Annotated in this window: 17 protein-coding genes and 6 tRNA genes; all 23 read right to left on the minus strand. The window is 36.7% G+C overall.

All coding sequences use genetic code 11. The annotated features are described in order from the left end of the window. Positions 1 to 23: 23 nt before the first annotated feature. Positions 24 to 95, minus strand: a tRNA-Gly gene (locus BUB90_RS06505). Between the two features lie 70 nt (positions 96 to 165). Continuing rightward, a tRNA-Gly gene (locus BUB90_RS06510) sits at positions 166 to 236 on the minus strand. 15 nt (positions 237 to 251) lie between these two features. Continuing rightward, a tRNA-Phe gene (locus BUB90_RS06515) sits at positions 252 to 324 on the minus strand. Positions 325 to 427: 103 nt separating this feature from the next. Next, positions 428 to 511, minus strand: a tRNA-Leu gene (locus tag BUB90_RS06520). Between the two features lie 5 nt (positions 512 to 516). Continuing rightward, a tRNA-Tyr gene (locus tag BUB90_RS06525) sits at positions 517 to 598 on the minus strand. A 162-nt stretch (positions 599 to 760) separates the two neighbouring features. Next, positions 761 to 2,875 carry a glycoside hydrolase family 13 protein gene (locus tag BUB90_RS06530; RefSeq protein ID WP_139241713.1) on the minus strand — a complete coding sequence of 705 codons (2,115 nt, stop codon included), beginning with the start codon at positions 2,873 to 2,875 and terminating at the stop codon, positions 761 to 763. 817 nt (positions 2,876 to 3,692) lie between these two features. Next, a complete protein-coding gene (gene ftsH / locus BUB90_RS06535; protein WP_073285824.1) occupies positions 3,693 to 5,561 on the minus strand; it encodes an ATP-dependent zinc metalloprotease FtsH in 1,869 nt (622 codons plus the stop codon). A gap of 91 nt (positions 5,562 to 5,652) precedes the next feature. After that, the gene (gene hpt / locus BUB90_RS06540) at positions 5,653 to 6,177 is read right to left on the minus strand and encodes a hypoxanthine phosphoribosyltransferase (protein ID WP_073284967.1); all 525 of its coding nucleotides are present in this window, start codon (positions 6,175 to 6,177) and stop codon (positions 5,653 to 5,655) included. Between the two features lies 1 nt (position 6,178). Then, a complete protein-coding gene (gene tilS / locus BUB90_RS06545; protein WP_073284970.1) occupies positions 6,179 to 7,732 on the minus strand; it encodes a tRNA lysidine(34) synthetase TilS in 1,554 nt (517 codons plus the stop codon). 252 nt (positions 7,733 to 7,984) lie between these two features. Further along, positions 7,985 to 10,321 carry a stage II sporulation protein E gene (gene spoIIE, locus BUB90_RS06550; protein ID WP_073284973.1) on the minus strand — a complete coding sequence of 779 codons (2,337 nt, stop codon included), beginning with the start codon at positions 10,319 to 10,321 and terminating at the stop codon, positions 7,985 to 7,987. Between the two features lie 303 nt (positions 10,322 to 10,624). Continuing rightward, positions 10,625 to 10,698, minus strand: a tRNA-Met gene (locus BUB90_RS06555). Positions 10,699 to 10,834: 136 nt separating this feature from the next. Then, on the minus strand, positions 10,835 to 11,128 hold the full coding sequence (locus BUB90_RS06560; RefSeq protein WP_073284976.1) for a septum formation initiator family protein: 294 nt from the start codon (positions 11,126 to 11,128) through the stop codon (positions 10,835 to 10,837). 45 nt (positions 11,129 to 11,173) lie between these two features. Next, entirely contained in the window at positions 11,174 to 11,695 is a 522-nt protein-coding gene (yabQ, locus tag BUB90_RS06565) for a spore cortex biosynthesis protein YabQ (RefSeq protein ID WP_073284979.1), read from the minus strand. A 17-nt stretch (positions 11,696 to 11,712) separates the two neighbouring features. Further along, positions 11,713 to 11,997 (minus strand): sporulation protein YabP, encoded by a 285-nt coding sequence (gene yabP, locus BUB90_RS06570; protein ID WP_073284982.1) that lies wholly within the window; start codon positions 11,995 to 11,997, stop codon positions 11,713 to 11,715. 69 nt (positions 11,998 to 12,066) lie between these two features. Then, positions 12,067 to 12,306, minus strand: a complete 240-nt coding sequence (locus BUB90_RS06575; protein ID WP_073284984.1) for an RNA-binding S4 domain-containing protein — start codon at positions 12,304 to 12,306, stop codon at positions 12,067 to 12,069. A 123-nt stretch (positions 12,307 to 12,429) separates the two neighbouring features. Further along, positions 12,430 to 12,705, minus strand: coding sequence for an HU family DNA-binding protein (locus tag BUB90_RS06580; protein ID WP_073284987.1), 276 nt, complete (start codon positions 12,703 to 12,705; stop codon positions 12,430 to 12,432). A 31-nt stretch (positions 12,706 to 12,736) separates the two neighbouring features. Then, a complete protein-coding gene (gene mazG / locus BUB90_RS06585) occupies positions 12,737 to 13,582 on the minus strand; it encodes a nucleoside triphosphate pyrophosphohydrolase (RefSeq protein ID WP_084139134.1) in 846 nt (281 codons plus the stop codon). A 524-nt stretch (positions 13,583 to 14,106) separates the two neighbouring features. Beyond that, on the minus strand, positions 14,107 to 14,655 hold the full coding sequence (spoVT, locus tag BUB90_RS06590) for a stage V sporulation protein T (RefSeq protein ID WP_073284990.1): 549 nt from the start codon (positions 14,653 to 14,655) through the stop codon (positions 14,107 to 14,109). A gap of 153 nt (positions 14,656 to 14,808) precedes the next feature. Beyond that, the gene (locus BUB90_RS06595) at positions 14,809 to 15,387 is read right to left on the minus strand and encodes a thymidine kinase (RefSeq protein WP_073284993.1); all 579 of its coding nucleotides are present in this window, start codon (positions 15,385 to 15,387) and stop codon (positions 14,809 to 14,811) included. A gap of 73 nt (positions 15,388 to 15,460) precedes the next feature. Next, positions 15,461 to 16,420: a hypothetical protein gene (locus BUB90_RS06600; protein ID WP_073284996.1), complete on the minus strand. Its 960-nt coding sequence runs from the start codon at positions 16,418 to 16,420 to the stop codon at positions 15,461 to 15,463. Then, positions 16,398 to 16,934 (minus strand): sigma-70 family RNA polymerase sigma factor, encoded by a 537-nt coding sequence (locus tag BUB90_RS06605; RefSeq protein WP_073284999.1) that lies wholly within the window; start codon positions 16,932 to 16,934, stop codon positions 16,398 to 16,400. The genes BUB90_RS06600 and BUB90_RS06605 overlap by 23 nt, the downstream gene beginning before the upstream one ends. Positions 16,935 to 17,254: 320 nt before the next feature. Then, positions 17,255 to 18,994, minus strand: a complete 1,740-nt coding sequence (locus BUB90_RS06610; protein WP_073285003.1) for an ABC transporter ATP-binding protein — start codon at positions 18,992 to 18,994, stop codon at positions 17,255 to 17,257. A 269-nt stretch (positions 18,995 to 19,263) separates the two neighbouring features. Then, positions 19,264 to 20,238 (minus strand): 6-phosphofructokinase, encoded by a 975-nt coding sequence (gene pfkA, locus BUB90_RS06615; protein WP_073285006.1) that lies wholly within the window; start codon positions 20,236 to 20,238, stop codon positions 19,264 to 19,266. Between the last annotated feature and the right edge of the window lie 16 nt (positions 20,239 to 20,254).

The raw sequence follows: 20,254 nt of genomic DNA on the forward strand, positions 1-20,254 counted from the left end.
AGGATTAGCGATTTTCTTTCGTAAGCGCGAGACGGGATTCGAACCCGCGACCCTCGCCTTGGCAAGGCGATACTCCACCACTGAGCCACTCGCGCACATATATTTTTTATAGTCAGCTTTGCTGGCCAACATGCTTTGTATATCACATTTGTTAGACAAATGAAAAGCGGGTGATGGGAATCGAACCCACGTATCTAGCTTGGAAGGCTAGTGTTCTACCATTGAACTACACCCGCATATTAAATTATCAATGCCCAGAGCCGGAATCGAACCAGCGACACGAGGATTTTCAGTCCTCTGCTCTACCGACTGAGCTATCTGGGCATGCCCTTTTGAGTAAAACCAATGATGTAAGCAACAAATTGTAATATCTACAACCTATTGTTATAGCAGTCGTGCCCACAATCTACATTCAGATTAAACTGAATGCCGGCGACCGGACTTGAACCGGTACGGGTTTGACCCCGCAGGATTTTAAGTCCTGTGCGTCTGCCAATTCCGCCACGCCGGCATTAATGGAAGGAGAAGGATTCGAACCTTCGAAAGCGTAGCTAACAGATTTACAGTCTGCCCCCTTTGGCCACTCGGGAACCCTTCCTTAATTGCTCTGACAAGATATTATTATAGCAGAAAACTAAAAAATTGCAAGTATTATTTTCAAGTTTTTTTAATTTTCCCAATTTTCTTGTTTATAAACAAAATTTGCTTATTTAAAGTCTTAAAATGTTTCCTTCTTTCCCTTATGAAAAAAGACAACTGACTAGAAAGTGTCAATTGTCTTTATAATCGTAGAAGATTCTGGTGGCATTACCACCTTGGCATAGCCTTCTCGCACCTGGTATCTCTTCGCTTCTAGATTATATCCTTCTCTATTGGTCTGAATGATTCTCACCAAACGATCGGTATCAAGTATACCGACTTGCCATACTGGTATATCGATTGTCTGTTCTTGTTGCAAGTTATTCACAATGATAACCAGTTTATCGCTAGTATCAAAACGTCCATAACTGAAATAATGATTTCCTCCACATAAGAAAATCATGGAACCAGTCTTCAAAGCTTCATAACTTTTGTGTATATGAATAAGTTCTTGATGCAATGCGATTAAGCCTCTATCTTCATGTCCCCACGGATACGTTCTACGATTATCCGGATCCGTCCACCCACATACGCCTGCCTCGTCTCCATAATAGATTGTAGGAGCCCCTGGCCATGTCATCTGAACTAGGACTGCCTCTCTCATAACAGCCTTATTAATGCCGTAATTCGCTGCATCTGGACCATTCGCTGCGGTACGTCCTACTCTTCTATTGGTCCGAGTCAAGAAACGAGAGTGATCGTGATTGGATAATTCATTCATAGCTACTAATAAAGACTGTGTATTAAATCTTGTCATATGATGACTCATAGATCCATAAAATGCTTCATAATGCCCATAGAGATCGTCTCTTGATTCATCACTGTGTTTCTCTATTCCGGTTAAGAACCAGGTTAGTGGCTCCATGAAGGCATCATAGTTCATTACAGTATCCCATTCATCGCCTTGTAGCCACGAACTAGGATCTCCATAATGTTCTGCAAGTATTATCGCCTCTGGATTTGCTTCTTTGACCGCTCTCCTAAAATCCTTCCAGAATTTATGATTGTATTCATTGGAATGTCCTAAGTCAGCTGCTACATCAAGTCTCCAGCCATCAATATTAAACGGTGGTGAAACCCATTTCTTCGCAATATCCATTATATATTGATATAACTTTGGTGATTCCTCGTAGTTTAGCTTTGGTAGTGTATCATGCCCCCACCAACCATCATAGCGAGTGTTGTATGGCCATGTACCATCACGGAATTTAAAAAATGATCGATAAGGGCTGTTTTCATCAACATAAGCACCCTTTTCATATCCTTCTTCATCTTTGTAGATACATTCTCTATCTAACCACTTATTGAATGATCCACAATGGTTGAAAACTCCATCTAGGATAATCTTCATACCTCTCCTATGAATCTCATCTACTAGCTCAATAAACAATTCATTACTGGCTTCAAGATTCTCCTTAGCAGTAACTCTTGTAATATATCTGGTTGCATGCTGATTATTCGTATCACCTGGTTGTAGTAACTCTCCCTCATCTTTAACTATCACTCCAAAATGAGGATCAACATAATCGTAATCTTGTATATCGTATTTGTGATTGGAAGGAGATACAAAGATTGGATTTAGATAGATAGCGTCGATTCCAAGCTCCTGAAGATAATCTAACTTCTTCATGACGCCCCGCAAGTCCCCACCATAGAACTCCCTTACTCCCATTGATAATGGATACTTGTTCCAATCATTAACTTCACTTGTTCCTTCTCCAATATACGTGTATTCTCTGTCCAATACATCATTACTGGTATCTCCATTGCAGAAACGATCAACGAAGATTTGATAAAAGACCGCCCCTTTCGCCCAATTTGGTGTCTGAAAGCCGGGCATAAGAACAAAGTTATAGTTATTCTGTACTTCATTCATGACGCCCTTACGATTATAATAACAGGTGAAATGTCCACTTCGAACCTCAAAATAGTATTCCACTTTCGCTTCTTCTAATTGAATGGTCCCCTCATAATAGTCAAACAACATATCGTGGTTAATCTTCTTCATCACTTGCCTATTGTATGTCGAAATCAGATAAACCTCATCCACATTTTCTCTAGCGGTACGAAAGCGGATGTTCACCTCATCATTTGCCATTGGTTCTTCCGGAATACGGTATTGTTTGGTTCCATCACAAAATAAAGCATCAAGATTCAAAATCGGTGCTACATGTTCCATGTAAGCATTTAGCTTTTCATATTTCGTCAGCTGATTGAAGTTCGTATTAAAATTCATATGTGAAAGCCCCTCTTTTCTCTTTTTGGTGCTGTCTCTTTTGCACCTTCCCTCTATTTCAAATATATTAATATGTATTTATTTATCTGATAACTATTTTATTCTAATATACACGTTTTCATTATACAACCATGGATTTTTAATTATTTTCACCATAGTTCACAAATCAGAATAATTTCTATCACACTATAAGCATGGACCACTAGCAATTTGACCATACATTGTTTTAGGATTTATATTATAACATGTTCTTGCTTATATAACTCATCTGTATATTTTTCCCTACTATATATAGTAAAAGAGGACAGCCATCCGATCTGCTGTCCTCTTTTGGAGAAGGTATTTTTGTTACTTATGGGGTGTAGCAAAAACTATATAATGTATTGGGGTTTACGTTTATTAGTATAGCATGATGTACCATATAAGTGTGCATAAACATTTTATAAATATAAATCTTTTTTTGTCAAATGTGACAGGTGAACTTCATCTCGTCCAAATAATTACTGTACTTATATACCATTATTTGCTTCTCGTACTTCTCGTCTTTTGATTCTTCCTAGTTTTTTACAAATCCAAGGCGTATATTGCTTTCTTTTAGTCCCCTAATATTTTGTAACTAAATCATAATTGTTTTTTCTATGATATGTTCATTATTGTTGTTTTAATAACGCACTTCAACTTTATACGTTTATCAGTATTTCACTTACCAAACACAAAACACAGAACACCGTAATACTAGCACTGAATAAAACAGCTTGCAATCTCGTGATACGAGTTTACAAGCTGCCTTTATTCAAACAATTATTTATGTCTAATATTAGATTTCAGAATCTCCACTTTCAGTTATATCGGCTTCTATACTGTTTGCAGGTATTTCATCGGCTACGAATAAAGATTCGAATTCTTCTCTCGTAATACGTTCTTTTTCAAGAAGTAAATCAGCACAACCATGAAGCACTTGAATATTGTCTGTAAGAAGCTTCTTCGCTTTATCATAGCAATCTTCAATAATTCTCTTAACTTCTTCGTCGATAGAACGAGCAATATCCTCGCTGAAACTTCTGGTATGAGCTAAGTCTCTACCAATGAAGACTTCATCATCGTCACTATCGTAGTTAACTAGACCAAGGGATTCCGAGAATCCGTAACGTGTTACCATTGCTCTTGCTGTCTTTGTGGCTACTTTAATATCTTGAGAAGCTCCTGTTGTGATATCGTCGAAGATCATTTCTTCTGCAATACGTCCACCAAGGCTTACAATGATATCTTGTGTCATCTTGCCCTTCGTATTGAACATCTCATCTTTTTCCGGAAGAGGCATTGTATATCCTGCTGCACCATTGCCGGTAGGAATGATGGATACCGTATATACAGGACCAACATCAGGTAGTACATGGAATAAAATCGCATGACCAGCTTCATGATATGCAGTAATCTTCTTCTCTTTATCAGAGATAACACGACTCTTCTTCTCTGTACCGATACCAACTTTGATAAATGAATGTGTAATATCTTCTTGCATAATAAATGCACGATTTTCTTTTGCTGCATAGATTGCAGCTTCATTTAATAAATTCTCAAGGTCAGCTCCAGTGAAACCAGCTGTTGTCTGAGCAACTTGTTTTAAGTCTACATCTTCTCCAAGTGGTTTTCCTTTTGCATGAACATGAAGAATCTCTTCTCTACCTTTCACGTCTGGACGTCCTACTGTAACCTTACGGTCGAAACGACCTGGACGAAGGATTGCTGGATCAAGAATATCTACCCGGTTTGTTGCTGCCATTACGATGATTCCTTCGTTAGCTCCAAAACCGTCCATCTCAACTAACATTTGATTCAGTGTTTGTTCTCTTTCATCATGACCACCACCAAGACCAGTACCACGTCGTCTTGCAACGGCATCAATCTCATCAATGAATACGATACATGGTGCATTTTTCTTTGCTTCTTCGAATAAATCTCTTACACGAGAAGCACCAACACCAACAAACATTTCTACGAAATCAGAACCGGAGATACTGAAGAATGGTACACCTGCTTCTCCTGCTACTGCTTTCGCTAATAAAGTTTTACCAGTTCCCGGAGGACCTACTAATAGGACACCTTTTGGAATTCTAGCACCAACTTGCATGTATTTTGTTGGCTCTTTCAAGAAATCTACGATTTCTCTCAGTTCTTCTTTTTCCTCGTCAAGACCTGCTACATTCTTAAATGTTGTCTTCTTATTCTCATCAGTTGACATCTTAGCCCTACTTTTACCAAAGTTCATTACTTTGGAATTGCCTCCGCCACCGGAAACTTGACTAGTCATAAAGGAGAATAATACAATAATTACAATAAAACCTAGTATATAAGGCAACAATTGCATAATCCAACTTGGTCGACTTACATCGTGAACAGCCGCATTGTAACCATGCTCCGTTGCAAGATCTTCAATCTTACTTGTATCAGCTACATAGAAATTTGAAGCTGACTTATCACTATCTATAAAGGTTACCTTAACCTGACCAGTTGGCACCTCTTCATTCATGTACACGTCAATTGTCTTAATTGTCTTTTCTTTCAAGTCTGCAGTAAATTGTGACAGACTATATGAATCGGTACTTACTTTATTCAAACTATCTGACAGCAACATAGCCATAACAATGATAGCAAGAATAATGGCATAGAAACCAAGTCCTTTCATCTGCTTCTTCAAAGCAATACCTCCCTTCTATTTAGGTCAATGTCAGCAATATAAATCAAATCGGCGCCATCAACCTTACTCCCTTTTTTTATTAATCGTTTTCAACTACTCCAATGAATGGAAGGTTACGATATTTTTGAGCATAATCTAAGCCATATCCAATTACAAATTCGTCTGGAATGTTAAATCCAACATAATCAACTTTTACATCAGTTACTCTTCTTTCTGGTTTATCAAGAAGGGTACATAGACGAATACTATTTGGCTTTCTTGAAGCTAACAACTCAATAAGATAGCTTAATGTTCTTCCTGAGTCAATAATATCTTCAACGATTAATACTTCTTTTCCTTCTATCGTGTCATCAAGGTCTTTAACAATCTTAACCCTACCTGAACTTTCTGTTCCGTCTCCATAACTAGACACTGACATGAAGTCCATAGTTACAGGTACAGTAATTCTCTTTGCAAGTTCACAAGTGATGAACACACCACCTCTTAATACACAGATTAGATGAATGCTCTTTCCTGCATAATCCTTGCTGATTTGATCACCTAGTGCACGAATTTTCTTATCAACTTCTTCTTCACTAAGTAATACTCTTATCTTGTCTTCCATTTCATTTTCCTCCAAATAAATAAACAATAAGTATTGTTTTGGTACTTTCACTTAATTTATATGCTTCACTAATACGTGATCCCAGTATCCACATAATATGATTACCATCTGCTAACAATGGGATAAGGTTACGATCTTTTTGTGGAATTTTTTTATCAATAAAGATTGATTTAAGCTTCTTCGTTCCACCCTTAGCATCAATTTGCATGTAATCGCCTTCTCGTCTGGTACGTAATTGAACAGCATTTTTTATTTTATCATAATCAAAGCATTTCGTATACCCATTTCTAGTATTTATCATACTTTTTTTATATTCTTCATAAAAATTCGTATTCTGATATACTTGCAAGTCAATACTAGAAATCACATTCTGATTAGTATCCCAAACGTTCAGTTTTTTATCCAATAGATTGGCTTTCTCATTCTGAGTAAGGGTGTGGGTTACATACCCTAGCTTTTCACCACTAGCTAAATCAATCACTCCACTTTGTTTGTTGATTAAATCTAAAGAACTCTCTCTAGGTTCTTCTATCAAGGGATACTCTTTTCCTTCCATGAAATCATTATCACTAATTGTTACCTTATTGTTTGTTAGTATTAGATTCTTATAACCATTGTATGCTACAATACCGTATGGTAAATCTATTTTTTTACCGACACCTTTTGCAGCAAGACCACATATATCCTCAATATGGATACTTTCAACGTCCTTTAACTGACCGCTAAGATTTCTAAGAATCTCTCTAACAACCGTCTTTTGGATCACGGTATCTTCCTTTAGAAACTCTTCTCGATCAAAGCAGTATCTAGCATCCTTACATTGAACCAATCTATTATAACAAATTTTTGTCTGTTTTTCTATAAATTCTTCCACTTCTTTAAGCATCTGTGCCGATTTTACTATATGGGAAATAGCTTGGCTATTAATATGCTTCTCTAGATAGGGTAGTACCTGTAGACGAATCTTATTCCTTGTATATTCCGTTTGTAAATTCGTGGCATCTGTTTGATAAGGAATACCTTGCGCATCAAGATATTGTTCAATCTCCTTTCTTGTTATGCATAATAGTGGGCGAATAATACGGTCTCTTACAGATGGAATACCAGTTAAGCCTGTAAGTCCACTTCCTCTCACTAACTGGAACAACATTGTTTCCGCACAGTCATTGCTATTATGTGCAACAGCAATGACATCACAATTATATTCCTCACGTACCTGTTCGAATGCCTGATACCTAATATTTCTTCCTGCTTCCTCTTCTGATAGATGCTGTTCTTTGGCGTACTTCTTTACGTCTTCTTTCACAAGGTGGAATGGGATAGTATTCTCTTTGCAGATTCTCTCCACATAGTCTTGATCGACATCTGCCTCCTCGCCACGGATCATATGATTGACATGAACAACATGCAGTTCTAACTGATAGGTATCACGAAGCGCAAGCAATACAAAGAAAAGGCAGACAGAATCAGCACCACCTGATACTCCTAATACTACCTTTTCTTTATTCCTCAGCATTCGATTCGACTCTATATATTGCTTCACCTTATTAAGCATGGGTTTAGTCCTCCAAATGTTTTAGCGTTACTGTTCACACTGCCCCAATACGGCAGTGCTCCAAGCAGTAACACGCTTCGCGATGCACAGAAACGGAATAAAGCACCGTTTCGCGCCGCAATTCTCGGGTTTTCCGTGACTTTCGCTGCACTTCACTCACAAAAAACACCTCGCGGAGATTGCTTGTGAACAGTAATGTTTTAACTATCAGCTATTCTATACTTCAATTGTAAAAATAGCAAGTCTCACGCTCTAATATTTTTTCCAAACCCCTGCTACTAATACAGTCATATCATCAATGGCTTCATTATCACTATACTCCATTGCTCTTGATAGAATCTGTTCTGCCATATCTTGTGGATTCCTACTCTTAATGCTCATAATAATATGTTCTACTTCTTGTTGCTTATTCTCTCCTTGAATACAATCTAAGACTCCATCAGTAACCATTACAATAAAATCTCCATCATATAACTTCTTCGAAACACCATCAAAATCCACCGTATTAAACATACCTACTGGTAATGTGGTTGAACAGATACTCTCCACCCAATTATCACGTTTAATGAAAGTTGTTGAAGCTCCAATCTTAATAAAATCACAGATTCCTGTATAGAGATTTAATATACTCATATCTACGGTAGAGAACATCTGACTTTCCGAACGACTTACTAAGATGGAATTAATTAGCTTAATGGCTGATTCTTCTTTAAATCCAGCATCAATTAACTGTTCTAGTAATTCAACAACTGACTCACTTTCTTCACAAGCCAATTTGCCACTTCCCATACCATCGGATAACGTCATAATCATATCCCCCGTACCAAGATTCATGATTGAGAAATTATCTCCCGACACACTTTCCCCTACTCTTGGAACTTTAGCCACACCTGTTAGAGTCTTAAACGTTGTATCTTCCACAAATATAAACGTTTCATAATCCTTTGTAAGAATATTCTTACTCCCTTCATCTGGCTTAACCTTTTTGCCAATGGCACTACCTATAATTGTTGCCGTTTCCTTCGTTGTGATACATCGTCCTTTTGATGTTCTCGCAACTACATAGATATCCTGTCTCTTACTCCGCCTCTCCATGATGGATATCTGTTTCACCTGTATATGATTTAGTTTCAACTGATTAATGATCTGCCGTTCTTCGGCACCATTTACAGCTATTGTATCTGAAAGGTCCTTAGAGAAGTCATCGATTATCTTCGCTACTTCACCTAATTGACCTGCAATTGCCTCTCTACTCTCCGCCATTCGATTCGTCCAGTTAAGATTAACCTTCGCAATCTCTAAGCTACGATTGGTCTCCGATAAAAATTCGCCTAGGTTAATGCATCGTTTTGCAAACGCCACTGGCACATCGGCCTCACATATGTAACCGTTCTGTTCCACAGAATTCAAAATACTGAAGGTTGCTTTGTATGTATCATAGAAATCAGTCTTCCAACAAGCTGCACAATTACTACAATCCTTACACAAACGTTCTGATAATTCATCAAATATCGCATCCACTTCCTGTCTACTTAATGAAGTTCTTGTATCCGATATTGTATGAAAAGTACTCGATAACTTCTGAAAGGATTCTGCAAATCCGTGTAGTTTCTGTCTCGTCATACTCTGTATGTTTTGTTCTATAAACTGCATCTCACTTTTTCGTTCCGTATTCCCCTGAATACGCCGCATTATGGTTGCTGGCAAGAATAAGAATAAAATCACACTGGATACGATAGCTCCTATTTGTGTTGTTGTCATAAGAAATTCATCATATAAATAGCTTGCACCAATTATACCAACACTATATGCAACTGCTGTCGCAAGGCGCCCCACTTCACGGAACATTCCTACCAATATTCCTAGGCAGCACATCACCGCCACGATAGGCAATAGATCTTCTTTTATTGTCGTTCCTGTGACGTTTATATATCCTTGTACCCCCATCACTATCCCACAAACCGTTCCACTTATTGCTCCTGCTCCTGCACCATACTTATATCCCATAAGTAGGATCAAGAAGAATATCGTAGTCTTGAATAGTGAGAATTCAATTCCTCCGATATCGGGTATCCCATAGATCACCAACCCTCCTAGCAATGCCATACTAATTAGTTGTTCATTATCCATTGCTTGTCCCATCTCTCCATATAAGATAAACTTGATTGGACGACTAAAGACTAATGTTAGACACAGAATTAATACTGCCTCTAATGCAATATAGAGTAATTGTTCCCTCGTACCATAACTCAAAAAATATTTTGTTAAGGATATTCCCGCTGTTACAATAGCCGCTATGAATGCAAAAGCTTGCAAAGGGATTGGTTTATTCTTAGTCCGATTCTCAATTAGATTACCTATAATGGCTAATAGTATTATCACAAATGTATATTTTATGGCTTCAACCGTTGGTAAGACCATGGCAGAACCAATCGTTACTCCAATTAGTAAAAAGGGTCGCATTGTCTTCTCTACATATGCTGCTGCGAAGAATGCAACCGCAATGGGATTCATGGATAGAAATTGCGCTCGTGACACCATAAGTCCTATAAGAGTAATCGCAATGCCTCTCTTAGTAATTTCTTTCATACATTACACTTCCTTTTCGTTAATTTGGCTGTCAATCCGAAATTATAGAAGTAATTGTATGAAATGTTTGTCAAATTAACGGGCGAGTTACATAAAAGTTTATGACAATATAATCTCTCGCTCGGCATTTCGCTCGAATGTAGGGACCTCACACTAATTAGGATATTAAGAACTATTAGCTGACACGGTTTTACGATTCCCTTCGTAATGCATAGTGAAAAGCTTGTACTACACAAGGAATGTTGTTGCAACCAAAAAGAACTTTAGGTAATTCTTAATGAATTACCTAAAGTTCTTATAAGATAGCGGAGAACGGATTTGAACCGCCGACACTGCGGGTATGAACCGCATGCTCTAGCCAACTGAGCTACTCCGCCGCACTGACAAGATTTATTATACTGAAAGAAATAATAAATGTCAACTACTTTTTTGAATTTTTTTATTTATTTGTTCAATTCAGAATATTATAGCTACTGTTAGTATCTCCCTTTATCAAAATACTATTCCTGTCACTTACTTCCCAGGATCCAAAATAATCTCATCTTCATAAACAAGTCCTAACTTTTCTCTAGCGACCTCTTCTATGTATTTCTTAGTTTGGACGTAAGCTCGTCTTTCCTCAATCTCTTCTGCACGTTCTGTTTCTGCATCTATCTGTTGTTGTAACACCTTGTCTTTTTCTTGATAGGTCATTCTCTTCTTATCCAAACTTTCTTTTTGATAAAAGATAATACCACAGATCATAAGGACTAAGCAAATAGTTGTGAATAAACCTGTCCTTTTTTTCGTCTTTCGTCCAATAATCATACGATTCACCTTTCTTTCATAACTCTTTTATTGTACGTCCATGTATCATTTTTTCGTTACTGATATTTTAACTGTTTTAGCAGCATTTTTCAATTGTTTTGCAGAACTCTTTCCAACTTTTTTAATTTTGCTTCCAACCTTCGAATTCGCCTTGCTCACTTTACTCGTTGCAAATCCAAAAACCTTCCCTAATTTCTTACCTAGGAATGCAAACGGTTTAAGCAATATGGATAACCCTTTCTTGATTCCTTTAATAATCGTTTTAATAATTAGGGTAATTCCCTTAACTACTATCTTACTAAGCATCTGATTGTATATAATCATTCCAAGTAACATCCCAAGTATTGCAAAGCCACGAATTGTTCCATTATTACGTTCATAAATCATAATGAATATAACAATACTCGCCACAAGCCAAAAGAGAATATCTTGAAGTGCGACAAAGAATGCTTTATGTGGAACAATTCTTCGAAAGATACGAATACAATCATAAACAACTAGCAAAAGAATTCCATACAGAATTGATGTCAAAAAGAATTGGACCTCCAAATTAATGATCTCTGTCATATTGCCCTCCTAACCTCCTACTTGAATAGCCTTCCAAAGAATGATTCACTCCCTTTAGAATACCCTCCATCTGAGTACGTTAAGCTGTCGACTCTTCCATCAATATCCACTTCTCCTTTTTCTAGCGTAAGCCTATTAACATGTAATTCATCACCGCGAATCATTAAAATCCCTTGTTCTGTCTCTAATAACACTTCATTCGCATCAAATGATAATACGTCATTCACGCCTGTAATTATAGCACTCTTGCGACTTGTTAATGTTACCTTATGATTAGCCTTTGGTAATTGCTTCTCCTCCATAAAACAACCTCCTAAATATACATCTATCATAAGTATATTAGGAGGTCCTTAAATTCATGCACATAGCTTCTACAGATATCGAAACAATTCTTTTGCATCATCTTTTCGTACAGTTTCTTGTACATCAAGTATCTCTACTTTTACTTCCTTATTACCGAATGCGATTTCTAATATATCGCCTTCTTTTACATTAGCGGATGCCTTGGCAACCTTGCCATTAATCACTACTCTTCCAGCATCACATGCTTCATTCGCTACTGTTCTTCTTTTAATAATACGTGATACTTTAAGAAATTTATCTAATCTCATATTCTCAACAACCTTCCTAAAAATAAGGTAACTGTTCAGAGCTTGGCTTTGGACAGTTACAAAATATGTTTAAAAAAAGTTGCTCCACATGGAGCAACTTAACTATTAATCATTTACACTCAATTAAGCGTTGATAACATCTTTTAATGCTTTACCAGCTTTGAATTTAGGAGATTTAGATGCTTCGATCTTCATAGTTTCTCCAGTTTGTGGATTTCTTCCTTCTCTAGCTGCTCTTTCAGAAACTTCGAAAGTTCCAAATCCTACTAATTGGATTTTTTCACCCTTAGCTAATTCTTCTGTTACTACATCGATAAATGCTTTTAATGCTTTTTCGGAATCTTTCTTTGATAATTCTGTTTTTTCTGCAATTGCTGCAACTAATTCTGTTTTGTTCATGGATAAACTCCTCCTCTGAATAATAAATTACTTAAAAAATATTTTTTATAACTCGTCCCCATAGAGCAGTCTGCTCATCTATGGACATGTCCTTAAGATGCTTGCCTTCTCCTTCAGCGAGCCGTTCAACACCTATAAATCTATTTATAAACTTATCTGTAGCATTTGTCAAGGAATTTTCAGCATTTACTCCTAATTTTCTCGATAAATCCGTAATCAAAAAGAGCGTCTTCCCTATTTCCTCTTCAATATGAGAACTATTACCTATTGTGCTTTGCTTTTCTATCTCGTTTATTGAAGTTTTTAGTAAATTAATAACGGTCCTTGTATCCTCTCCTTCGACTCCAACTTTAGCAGCTTTTTTCTGAATTTTGGTCGCTCTTATTAAGGCAGGTAATGCCTCTGCAACTCGTAACATACCGTCTGAAACTGTCTCTTCTTTCTTTTCTTTCTCTTTAATAGCTTCCCAATTTCTAAGTACTTCACCAGAATTTTCTACATTAACATCTGAAAAGATATGAGGATGTCGATGAATCATCTTCTTACTTATATCCGTTGTCACTTGGTCCATGGTAAACTCATTTGTTTCCTCTGCTATGACAGTATGTAATGCTACTTGTAACAACACATCTCCCAGTTCTTCTTTTAAGTTTTCTAAATCATTCTTGTTAATTGCATCAATGGCTTCATAACATTCTTCTAACATACATTCTCTAAGGCTTTCATGGGTTTGTTCCCTATCCCAAGGACAACCATGTTCGCTTCGTAATTCACGGATTATATCAACGAACTCTTCAAAGGTGTACATATCCTTATTACAGTCGATTTCAACCCTATTTGAAGGTTCTACATTCACTTCATGCTCCAAACTCTTCATCTTATATTCCTCCTCGTTTTATTCTCCACACTAATTATGATTTACGTTCCTGAAGAAATTCTTTACTAATTCTTCGTTTATAGAAATTAAATTGCCTGATTATCACAAAAAACACTCATTTTAAATGTTTTCATAAAATAACAAACTATAATCTTGCTACATTGTTAAATTAACACTAGCTTATTAAAATACAATATAAATTATATATGTTTATGGGTATATACAGCTGCACGCAACATTTTATGAACAGCTTTTTTGTTTGTTTGCAAATACCTTTTGAGGTCAATCACATGTTATTGAAACAAAATACAATGAAATGCAACATCAAAAAGACAAGTTGATTGAGCTGTGTGACATGCACGAACATACCATGTTCGTGCAATAGCATACAGCGAAAGAAAGTTGCTCTTTTTGCTGGTGTGTGAAGGCATTTGGTTTCAATAACATACTGAAACAACCCAATTTGCAAACAAATAAAAAAGCGTCCACTCTATAATACGTGCAGCGTCCTATCCCATAAACTCTTACTGCTCCATCTGTCTTCCTAAGAAGTTAGACGCAGTAGCTGCAAGCTTAATCTCTACTTCACCTAATTTAGTCTTTGTATCTTTTGTAAGTATAATAACAGCTCCTATTGCGTCACCCTCACAGATGATAGGGCTAATAACTTCGGATGTATATTCACTATCTTCATCGCTTCCAATCTTAATGAAGGATTTATCAGTGGAAACAGCTGATATACTCTCTCTCTCATTAACTGCATCTTCAAGTTCTTTACTAATTTGTTTTCCAACCAATTCTTTCTTGGTCGTTCCTGATACAGATACGAATTGATCGCGATCAGTTATAAATACAACATGGCCTGTTGTTTGTGATAATGCGTCGCCGTATTGTTTTGCGAATTGACTAAGTTCTCCAATTGGAGAATACTTTTTAAGTATAATCTCTCCTTCACGATCTGTAAATATCTCAAGTGGATCTCCTTCTCGAATTCTAAGAGTACGTCTTATTTCTTTTGGGACTACTACCCTTCCTAAATCATCTATTCTTCTTACAATACCAGTTGCCTTCATAAAAATTTCCTCCATTTAACGTAATATCATTATCAATTAATCTAGTGATATTGATATTATTTGTTAAATGGAGGAAATTATACACTTTATTAAATATTTTCCTAAATTAATTACTATATCCTCAACTATCCAGCTCTTTTAGCACCAGATCCTTTAACTTTGTGCATCGTGACCCAAGTTACCTTCACGGTAATGCTTACGACATAAGGCAATGTATTTGTCATTCCCACCAAGTACTACTTGATCTCCAGAACGTACAATCTTGCCATCTTCGCCAATTCTCGCATTGCATGTTGCACCTTTACCACACCAGCAAACCGTCTTAATCTCTTCAATACGATCTGCCCAAGCCATTAACCAAAGACTCCCTTCGAACGGTTCGTTACGAAAATCCGCACGTAATCCATAACAAATTACAGGAATTCCAAGATCATCTACAATATGAACAAGGAATTCCACATGCTCTTTCGTTGCGAATTGCGCTTCATCTACGATGATACAATCATACTCCTTAATTTCTTCATCGTTCATCATTACTAGATGCTCTAAGAAATCACAGCTTCTCTCCAATCCCATACGTGATTTAATAATTTTCTCACCATCACGATTATCAATTTTAGGTTTCACAAGATAGGCTTTTTTACCTCTCTCATAATAATTATAATCAACCATCAAGGCATTGGCAGTCTTTGAACTTCCCATTGCTCCATAACGATAGTATAACTTTGCCATTGTAACCTCCAATATACGTCTTCTGTCGTAGGACTTATTAATGTTATTTTATCGACTACTTACTCTGTATTCCTCAAGGCCCTGTATGAATAACATTCTGGATTATATTTGAACTAACATCTGTAATTCGGTGTGTTATAGATTCTCCAGCTGATGTTACCAGTTGTCTCGTTACTATATACGATTCTTTGTCAACATCTGTTATCCATATATGAAGTTCCGACCATTCAGAATCTTCCTGAGCTATTATAGCATATTGTCTCACATGTTGTCCCTCTTGTTTTTCATTTTGCACTACTTCTACATGATACTGACCATCAACTTTTGCAAATGCATTATAGAGGCTCTCAATATCTGATATATCCGTCACGTTATTAATAGCTTCCCCATTTTCATCATAAACAATAATTTTTTCGATTTCTTGAACTGCGACTGTATATGGAGTCCCCTCTTCATCTGCTATATCAAAGAATGACGGTACTACTTCACCTTCCTCTGTACTCACTGTGGAATCCGTACTATTGTTTTCTGTGTCACCTACAATACTTTCTCCGTCAGACTCGGAAGTTCCAGCATTACTGGCATCTGTAGTTGCAGCAGATTCCATATCCTCCTTACCTGTCGAGGTATCTGCAGCGGATTCCTCCTGAGTTACCATATTCTGTTCGGAATCCTTCTTACTTACTAGCGGATTTGTTATTAAACGAATACCTGCCACAAGTAGAATGCAAGCACATGCAGCAATCATTCCATAACGGTAAGGAACTCCTCTCTTACTTCTTGTTGGTTGATTACTTTGCATCGGTTCTTTACTTTGTACTGGGTCATTACTTGGTATTGATTCATTTCTTGATTTTGGTTGTTTACTTTGTTCTTTCTCTGCTCTTTTTAAGGTTGCTTGAATTAAAGACTCTGATACTGTAATATCTTCTATGTTAAGTATTTCATCTAGATCCTTCTTCAGATTGTTGATGTCATATAATTTATTTAATACAACATTATTTTCTTCCTTATTCTCTTCTTGTTTCTTCATATGACACCCTCCTCTCTAATGAACTCTTTAGCTTTTGTCTAGCCCGGTTCAGTCGGCTCTTAACTGTACCTGCGGCAATCTGCAGCGTATCAGCCGCCTCTTCAATACTCAAATCCTGATAATATACGCATAGAACCACCTCTTTGTACTTGTCTGGTAGTTCCATTACTGCATTCTTTACCACTTGGTTATCTTCCTTTTTTTCGATTTTCTCATAGCCTTCTTCTACTACCTGCTGTGTCTTAAATTCATCTGTAGTTTCTACCTTTTGATTCCAAGCACTTTTCAAATAATCTTTACAGGTATTAATTGTTATCTGTAAAAGCCACGTCTTAACCCCGCATTCGCCACGGAAACTATCATATCGGTTGTTTACCTTGAGAAAAACCTCTTGAAAGATATCCTCTGCCAAGTGTATATCTTTCACATATAGATATGCGGTTCTCAGAACATCATTTCCGTATGTACGCATGAGACTCTCTAAATCAAGAGTCTCCATACTTCTTGCAACCATACCCTCTCCCCTTTCGTTGACTTATGCTGACTAATGGAGTTTCTACAACAGACTCAAGAAATTACTCCGTAATTTCCCTCGTTGACTAATAACTCCTTCGGAGTACGTAATCACACTAACGTGTAATTCCAGCTCTAGAACTCCGTTCTATCTAATCAGGTTATCACAACAGACTCAAAAAATCACTCCGTAATTTCCCTCGTTGACTAATAACTCCTTCGGAGTACGTAATTACACTAACGTGTAATTCCAGCTCTAGAACTCCGTTCTATCGCTGACTAATCGGGTTAAATCAAATACTCACTTCGTTCGTGCTTGATTTACTTCCGATTAGTCATGTTATACAATTCAGCATAAATTCCATTTAGTTCAAGTAACTCTTCATGTGTGCCTTTTTCGCTAATTCCATCTTCTGTTAACACAATTATATTCTCTGCATTACGAATTGTCGATAGTCTATGAGCGATAACAAAGGTTGTTCTATTCTTAGCTAACTTTTCTAAGGATTCCTGTACTACCTTTTCTGACTCATTATCGAGAGCTGAAGTTGCTTCATCGAAAATTAAAATCGGTGGATTTTTTAGGAATACTCTAGCTATACTTAAACGCTGTTTCTGACCGCCTGATAACTTAACTCCTCGTTGTCCAATATACGTATTGTACCCATCTGGAAGTTCCATTATGAATTCATGTGCATTGGCATTCTTTGCTGCCTCTATGATTTCTTCATCAGTAGCGTCCATTTTACCATACCTAATGTTATCCATAACGGTACCTGCAAATAAGTATACATCTTGCTGTACAATACCAATATTCTTGCGTAATGAATATAACGATATATCTCTGATATCTGTTCCATCGATACAGATTCTTCCACTAGTTACCTCATAAAAACGTGGTATCAAACTACACATGGTGGTTTTTCCCACGCCCGACGGACCAACCAATGCCACATATTCACCTGGTCTAACACGAAGGTTAATGTCACGAAATACTTCCGCTACCGTATCGTTATATTGATACGCAACATCTTGGAATTCAATCTCACCTTTTACATCAGTAAGAGTAACGGCATCTTTACTATCTACGATATCCGGCTCAACTGCTAAGATTTCTAAGTAGCGATCAAATCCAGTAATTCCATTTTGAAATTGTTCTGTAAAGTTAATTAACTGTTTTACGGGGTCTACTAAATTGTTTATATATAATAGATACGTCAGTAAATCGGATAATTGAATAATATCTTTTACGATAAATACTCCACCTCCAATAATAACGGCTACGTTAATAAGCGTTGTGAATGCTCCTAAACCAGAGTGAAATACTGACATAATAAAATAACTGTTTCTCTTCGACTCAACAAAATGCCCATTACTTTCATGGAATTTTACTAATTCTACATCTTCATTAGCAAAGGATTTCACAACTCGTATACCAGAAAGATTATCTTCGATTTGTGCATTAATATCCGCAACACGCTCTCTATTCCTTTTGAATGCAAGATGCATCTTGGATTTTAGCTTATATGCAAAAATGAACATAACCGGGATTATAGAGAATACAATTAATGTTAGCGGTACGTTGATGAATAGAAGAATAACGAATGCTCCAATGAATTTGATTAATGAAATCACGATATCTTCTGGTCCATGGTGACAAAGTTCCGTTAGATCGAATAAATCATTCGTGACCCTAGACATTAATTGCCCTATCTTTTGATTATCATAAAAGTTAAAGGATAGTTTCTGATAATGTCCGAATATTTCGTTTCTCATATCATGTTCCATCTTGGCCCCCATCACATGACCTTGATAGTTGATAAAGAATTTACATATAAATTCAACAATAATTAATCCAATCATAACTAATGTTAATTTGATAATAATTTGTAATGCTTCGTTCATCTCGTATTGAACCAACACTGTATTCGTTATGTATCTTACGATCATAGGGTATACTAGTGTGATTGCTGCAGCCATTATTGCAAAGAACATATCCGCAAAGAATAAGCCTTTATATGGTTTATAGTACGATATGAATTTTTTAGCCTTTGGACTCATATATTTCCTCCTACTATTGTGCTATAGACCTTCGGTCTATCCATGATTTATGATTCCTTAGAAGTAGTTTACCTACTTATCATAAGTTACTCAAACTTCATACATAAAATACATCCCTTAGAGTAAGTAATTACTACAGTTGCAGTTAGCTACTCAGGGAATCTTCAAGTGCGAAGTTTTCATAAGTTATATAAAGAGCTGTCACACTGGGAATGCCTCCCTTTTCATGTGACAGCTCTCGTTTATTTATTAACCCAATTTACACAAAATTATCTAGATAGTTTTTTAGAGATATCAAATAAATATTGATCAATATCCTTAGTCATGTTAAGTGCTTCATCGATATCATAATCTACGAATTCACCATTTCTATAACCTACTACACGGTTTGTAGCTCCTGCACTTAATAAGTCAACAGCTTTTGCACCCATAGCAGATGCATAAACTCTATCTTTACATGTTGGGCTTCCACCTCTTTGGATATGTCCAATAATTGTTGCTCTAGTTTCCATACCAGTAGCCGCTTCGATTCTCTTAGCCATTGCATAAGAATCACCAATACCTTCAGCATTAATAATGATATGATGTTTTTTACCTACTTTTCTCTTTTCAATGATGTTGTTGATAATTCTATTCTCATTATGATCATATCTCTCCGTAATAAGAATATCTTCTGCACCATTAGCAATACCACACCATAAAGCGATATAACCAGCATTTCTTCCCATTACTTCAATGATGCTACATCTTTCATGTGAAGTTGACGTATCTCTTACTTTATCAATCGCCTCCATAGCTGTATTAACAGCGGTATCAAAACCGATTGTATAGTCCGTACAAGCGATATCTAAGTCGATTGTTCCAGGAAGAGCGATTGTGTTAATTCCTAGATTAGCAAGCTTTTTAGCACCTTGGAATGAACCGTCACCACCAATAACTACAACACCATCGATACCATGTTTCTTACAGATTTCAGCACCTTTTCTTTGTCCTTCTTCTGTTCTGAATTCAGCACAACGAGCTGTGTAAAGAACTGTACCACCTCTTGATATGATATCTGCAACGCTTTTCGCGTCCATATCAATGATATCTTCTTCTAACAGACCACTGTAACCTCTTCTGATACCTTTAACTTTTTTACCTGCGGCAAGTGCTGTTCTTACGACTGCTCTGATTGCGGCGTTCATACCAGGAGCATCGCCACCACTTGTCAAAATACCAATTGTATTGATTTCTTTTGCCATAATAAAAAACCTCCAT

The sequence above is a fragment of the Anaerosporobacter mobilis DSM 15930 genome, assembly GCF_900142955.1.
In the GTDB taxonomy this organism is placed as follows: Bacteria; Bacillota; Clostridia; order Lachnospirales; family Lachnospiraceae; genus Anaerosporobacter; species Anaerosporobacter mobilis.

What these genes read in the sequence shown, in the direction of transcription:
- BUB90_RS06530 (WP_139241713.1), bottom strand. Translation starts at nt 2,875, where the DNA reads ATGAATTTTAATACGAACTTCAATCAGCTGACGAAATATGAAAAGCTA.
- ftsH (WP_073285824.1), bottom strand. Translation starts at nt 5,561, where the DNA reads ATGAAAGGACTTGGTTTCTATGCCATTATTCTTGCTATCATTGTTATG.
- hpt (WP_073284967.1), bottom strand. Translation starts at nt 6,177, where the DNA reads ATGGAAGACAAGATAAGAGTATTACTTAGTGAAGAAGAAGTTGATAAG.
- tilS (WP_073284970.1), bottom strand. Translation starts at nt 7,732, where the DNA reads ATGCTTAATAAGGTGAAGCAATATATAGAGTCGAATCGAATGCTGAGG.
- spoIIE (WP_073284973.1), bottom strand. Translation starts at nt 10,321, where the DNA reads ATGAAAGAAATTACTAAGAGAGGCATTGCGATTACTCTTATAGGACTT.
- BUB90_RS06560 (WP_073284976.1), bottom strand. Translation starts at nt 11,128, where the DNA reads ATGATTATTGGACGAAAGACGAAAAAAAGGACAGGTTTATTCACAACT.
- yabQ (WP_073284979.1), bottom strand. Translation starts at nt 11,695, where the DNA reads ATGACAGAGATCATTAATTTGGAGGTCCAATTCTTTTTGACATCAATT.
- yabP (WP_073284982.1), bottom strand. Translation starts at nt 11,997, where the DNA reads ATGGAGGAGAAGCAATTACCAAAGGCTAATCATAAGGTAACATTAACA.
- BUB90_RS06575 (WP_073284984.1), bottom strand. Translation starts at nt 12,306, where the DNA reads ATGAGATTAGATAAATTTCTTAAAGTATCACGTATTATTAAAAGAAGA.
- BUB90_RS06580 (WP_073284987.1), bottom strand. Translation starts at nt 12,705, where the DNA reads ATGAACAAAACAGAATTAGTTGCAGCAATTGCAGAAAAAACAGAATTA.
- mazG (WP_084139134.1), bottom strand. Translation starts at nt 13,582, where the DNA reads ATGAAGAGTTTGGAGCATGAAGTGAATGTAGAACCTTCAAATAGGGTT.
- spoVT (WP_073284990.1), bottom strand. Translation starts at nt 14,655, where the DNA reads ATGAAGGCAACTGGTATTGTAAGAAGAATAGATGATTTAGGAAGGGTA.
- BUB90_RS06595 (WP_073284993.1), bottom strand. Translation starts at nt 15,387, where the DNA reads ATGGCAAAGTTATACTATCGTTATGGAGCAATGGGAAGTTCAAAGACT.
- BUB90_RS06600 (WP_073284996.1), bottom strand. Translation starts at nt 16,420, where the DNA reads ATGAAGAAACAAGAAGAGAATAAGGAAGAAAATAATGTTGTATTAAAT.
- BUB90_RS06605 (WP_073284999.1), bottom strand. Translation starts at nt 16,934, where the DNA reads ATGGTTGCAAGAAGTATGGAGACTCTTGATTTAGAGAGTCTCATGCGT.
- BUB90_RS06610 (WP_073285003.1), bottom strand. Translation starts at nt 18,994, where the DNA reads ATGAGTCCAAAGGCTAAAAAATTCATATCGTACTATAAACCATATAAA.
- pfkA (WP_073285006.1), bottom strand. Translation starts at nt 20,238, where the DNA reads ATGGCAAAAGAAATCAATACAATTGGTATTTTGACAAGTGGTGGCGAT.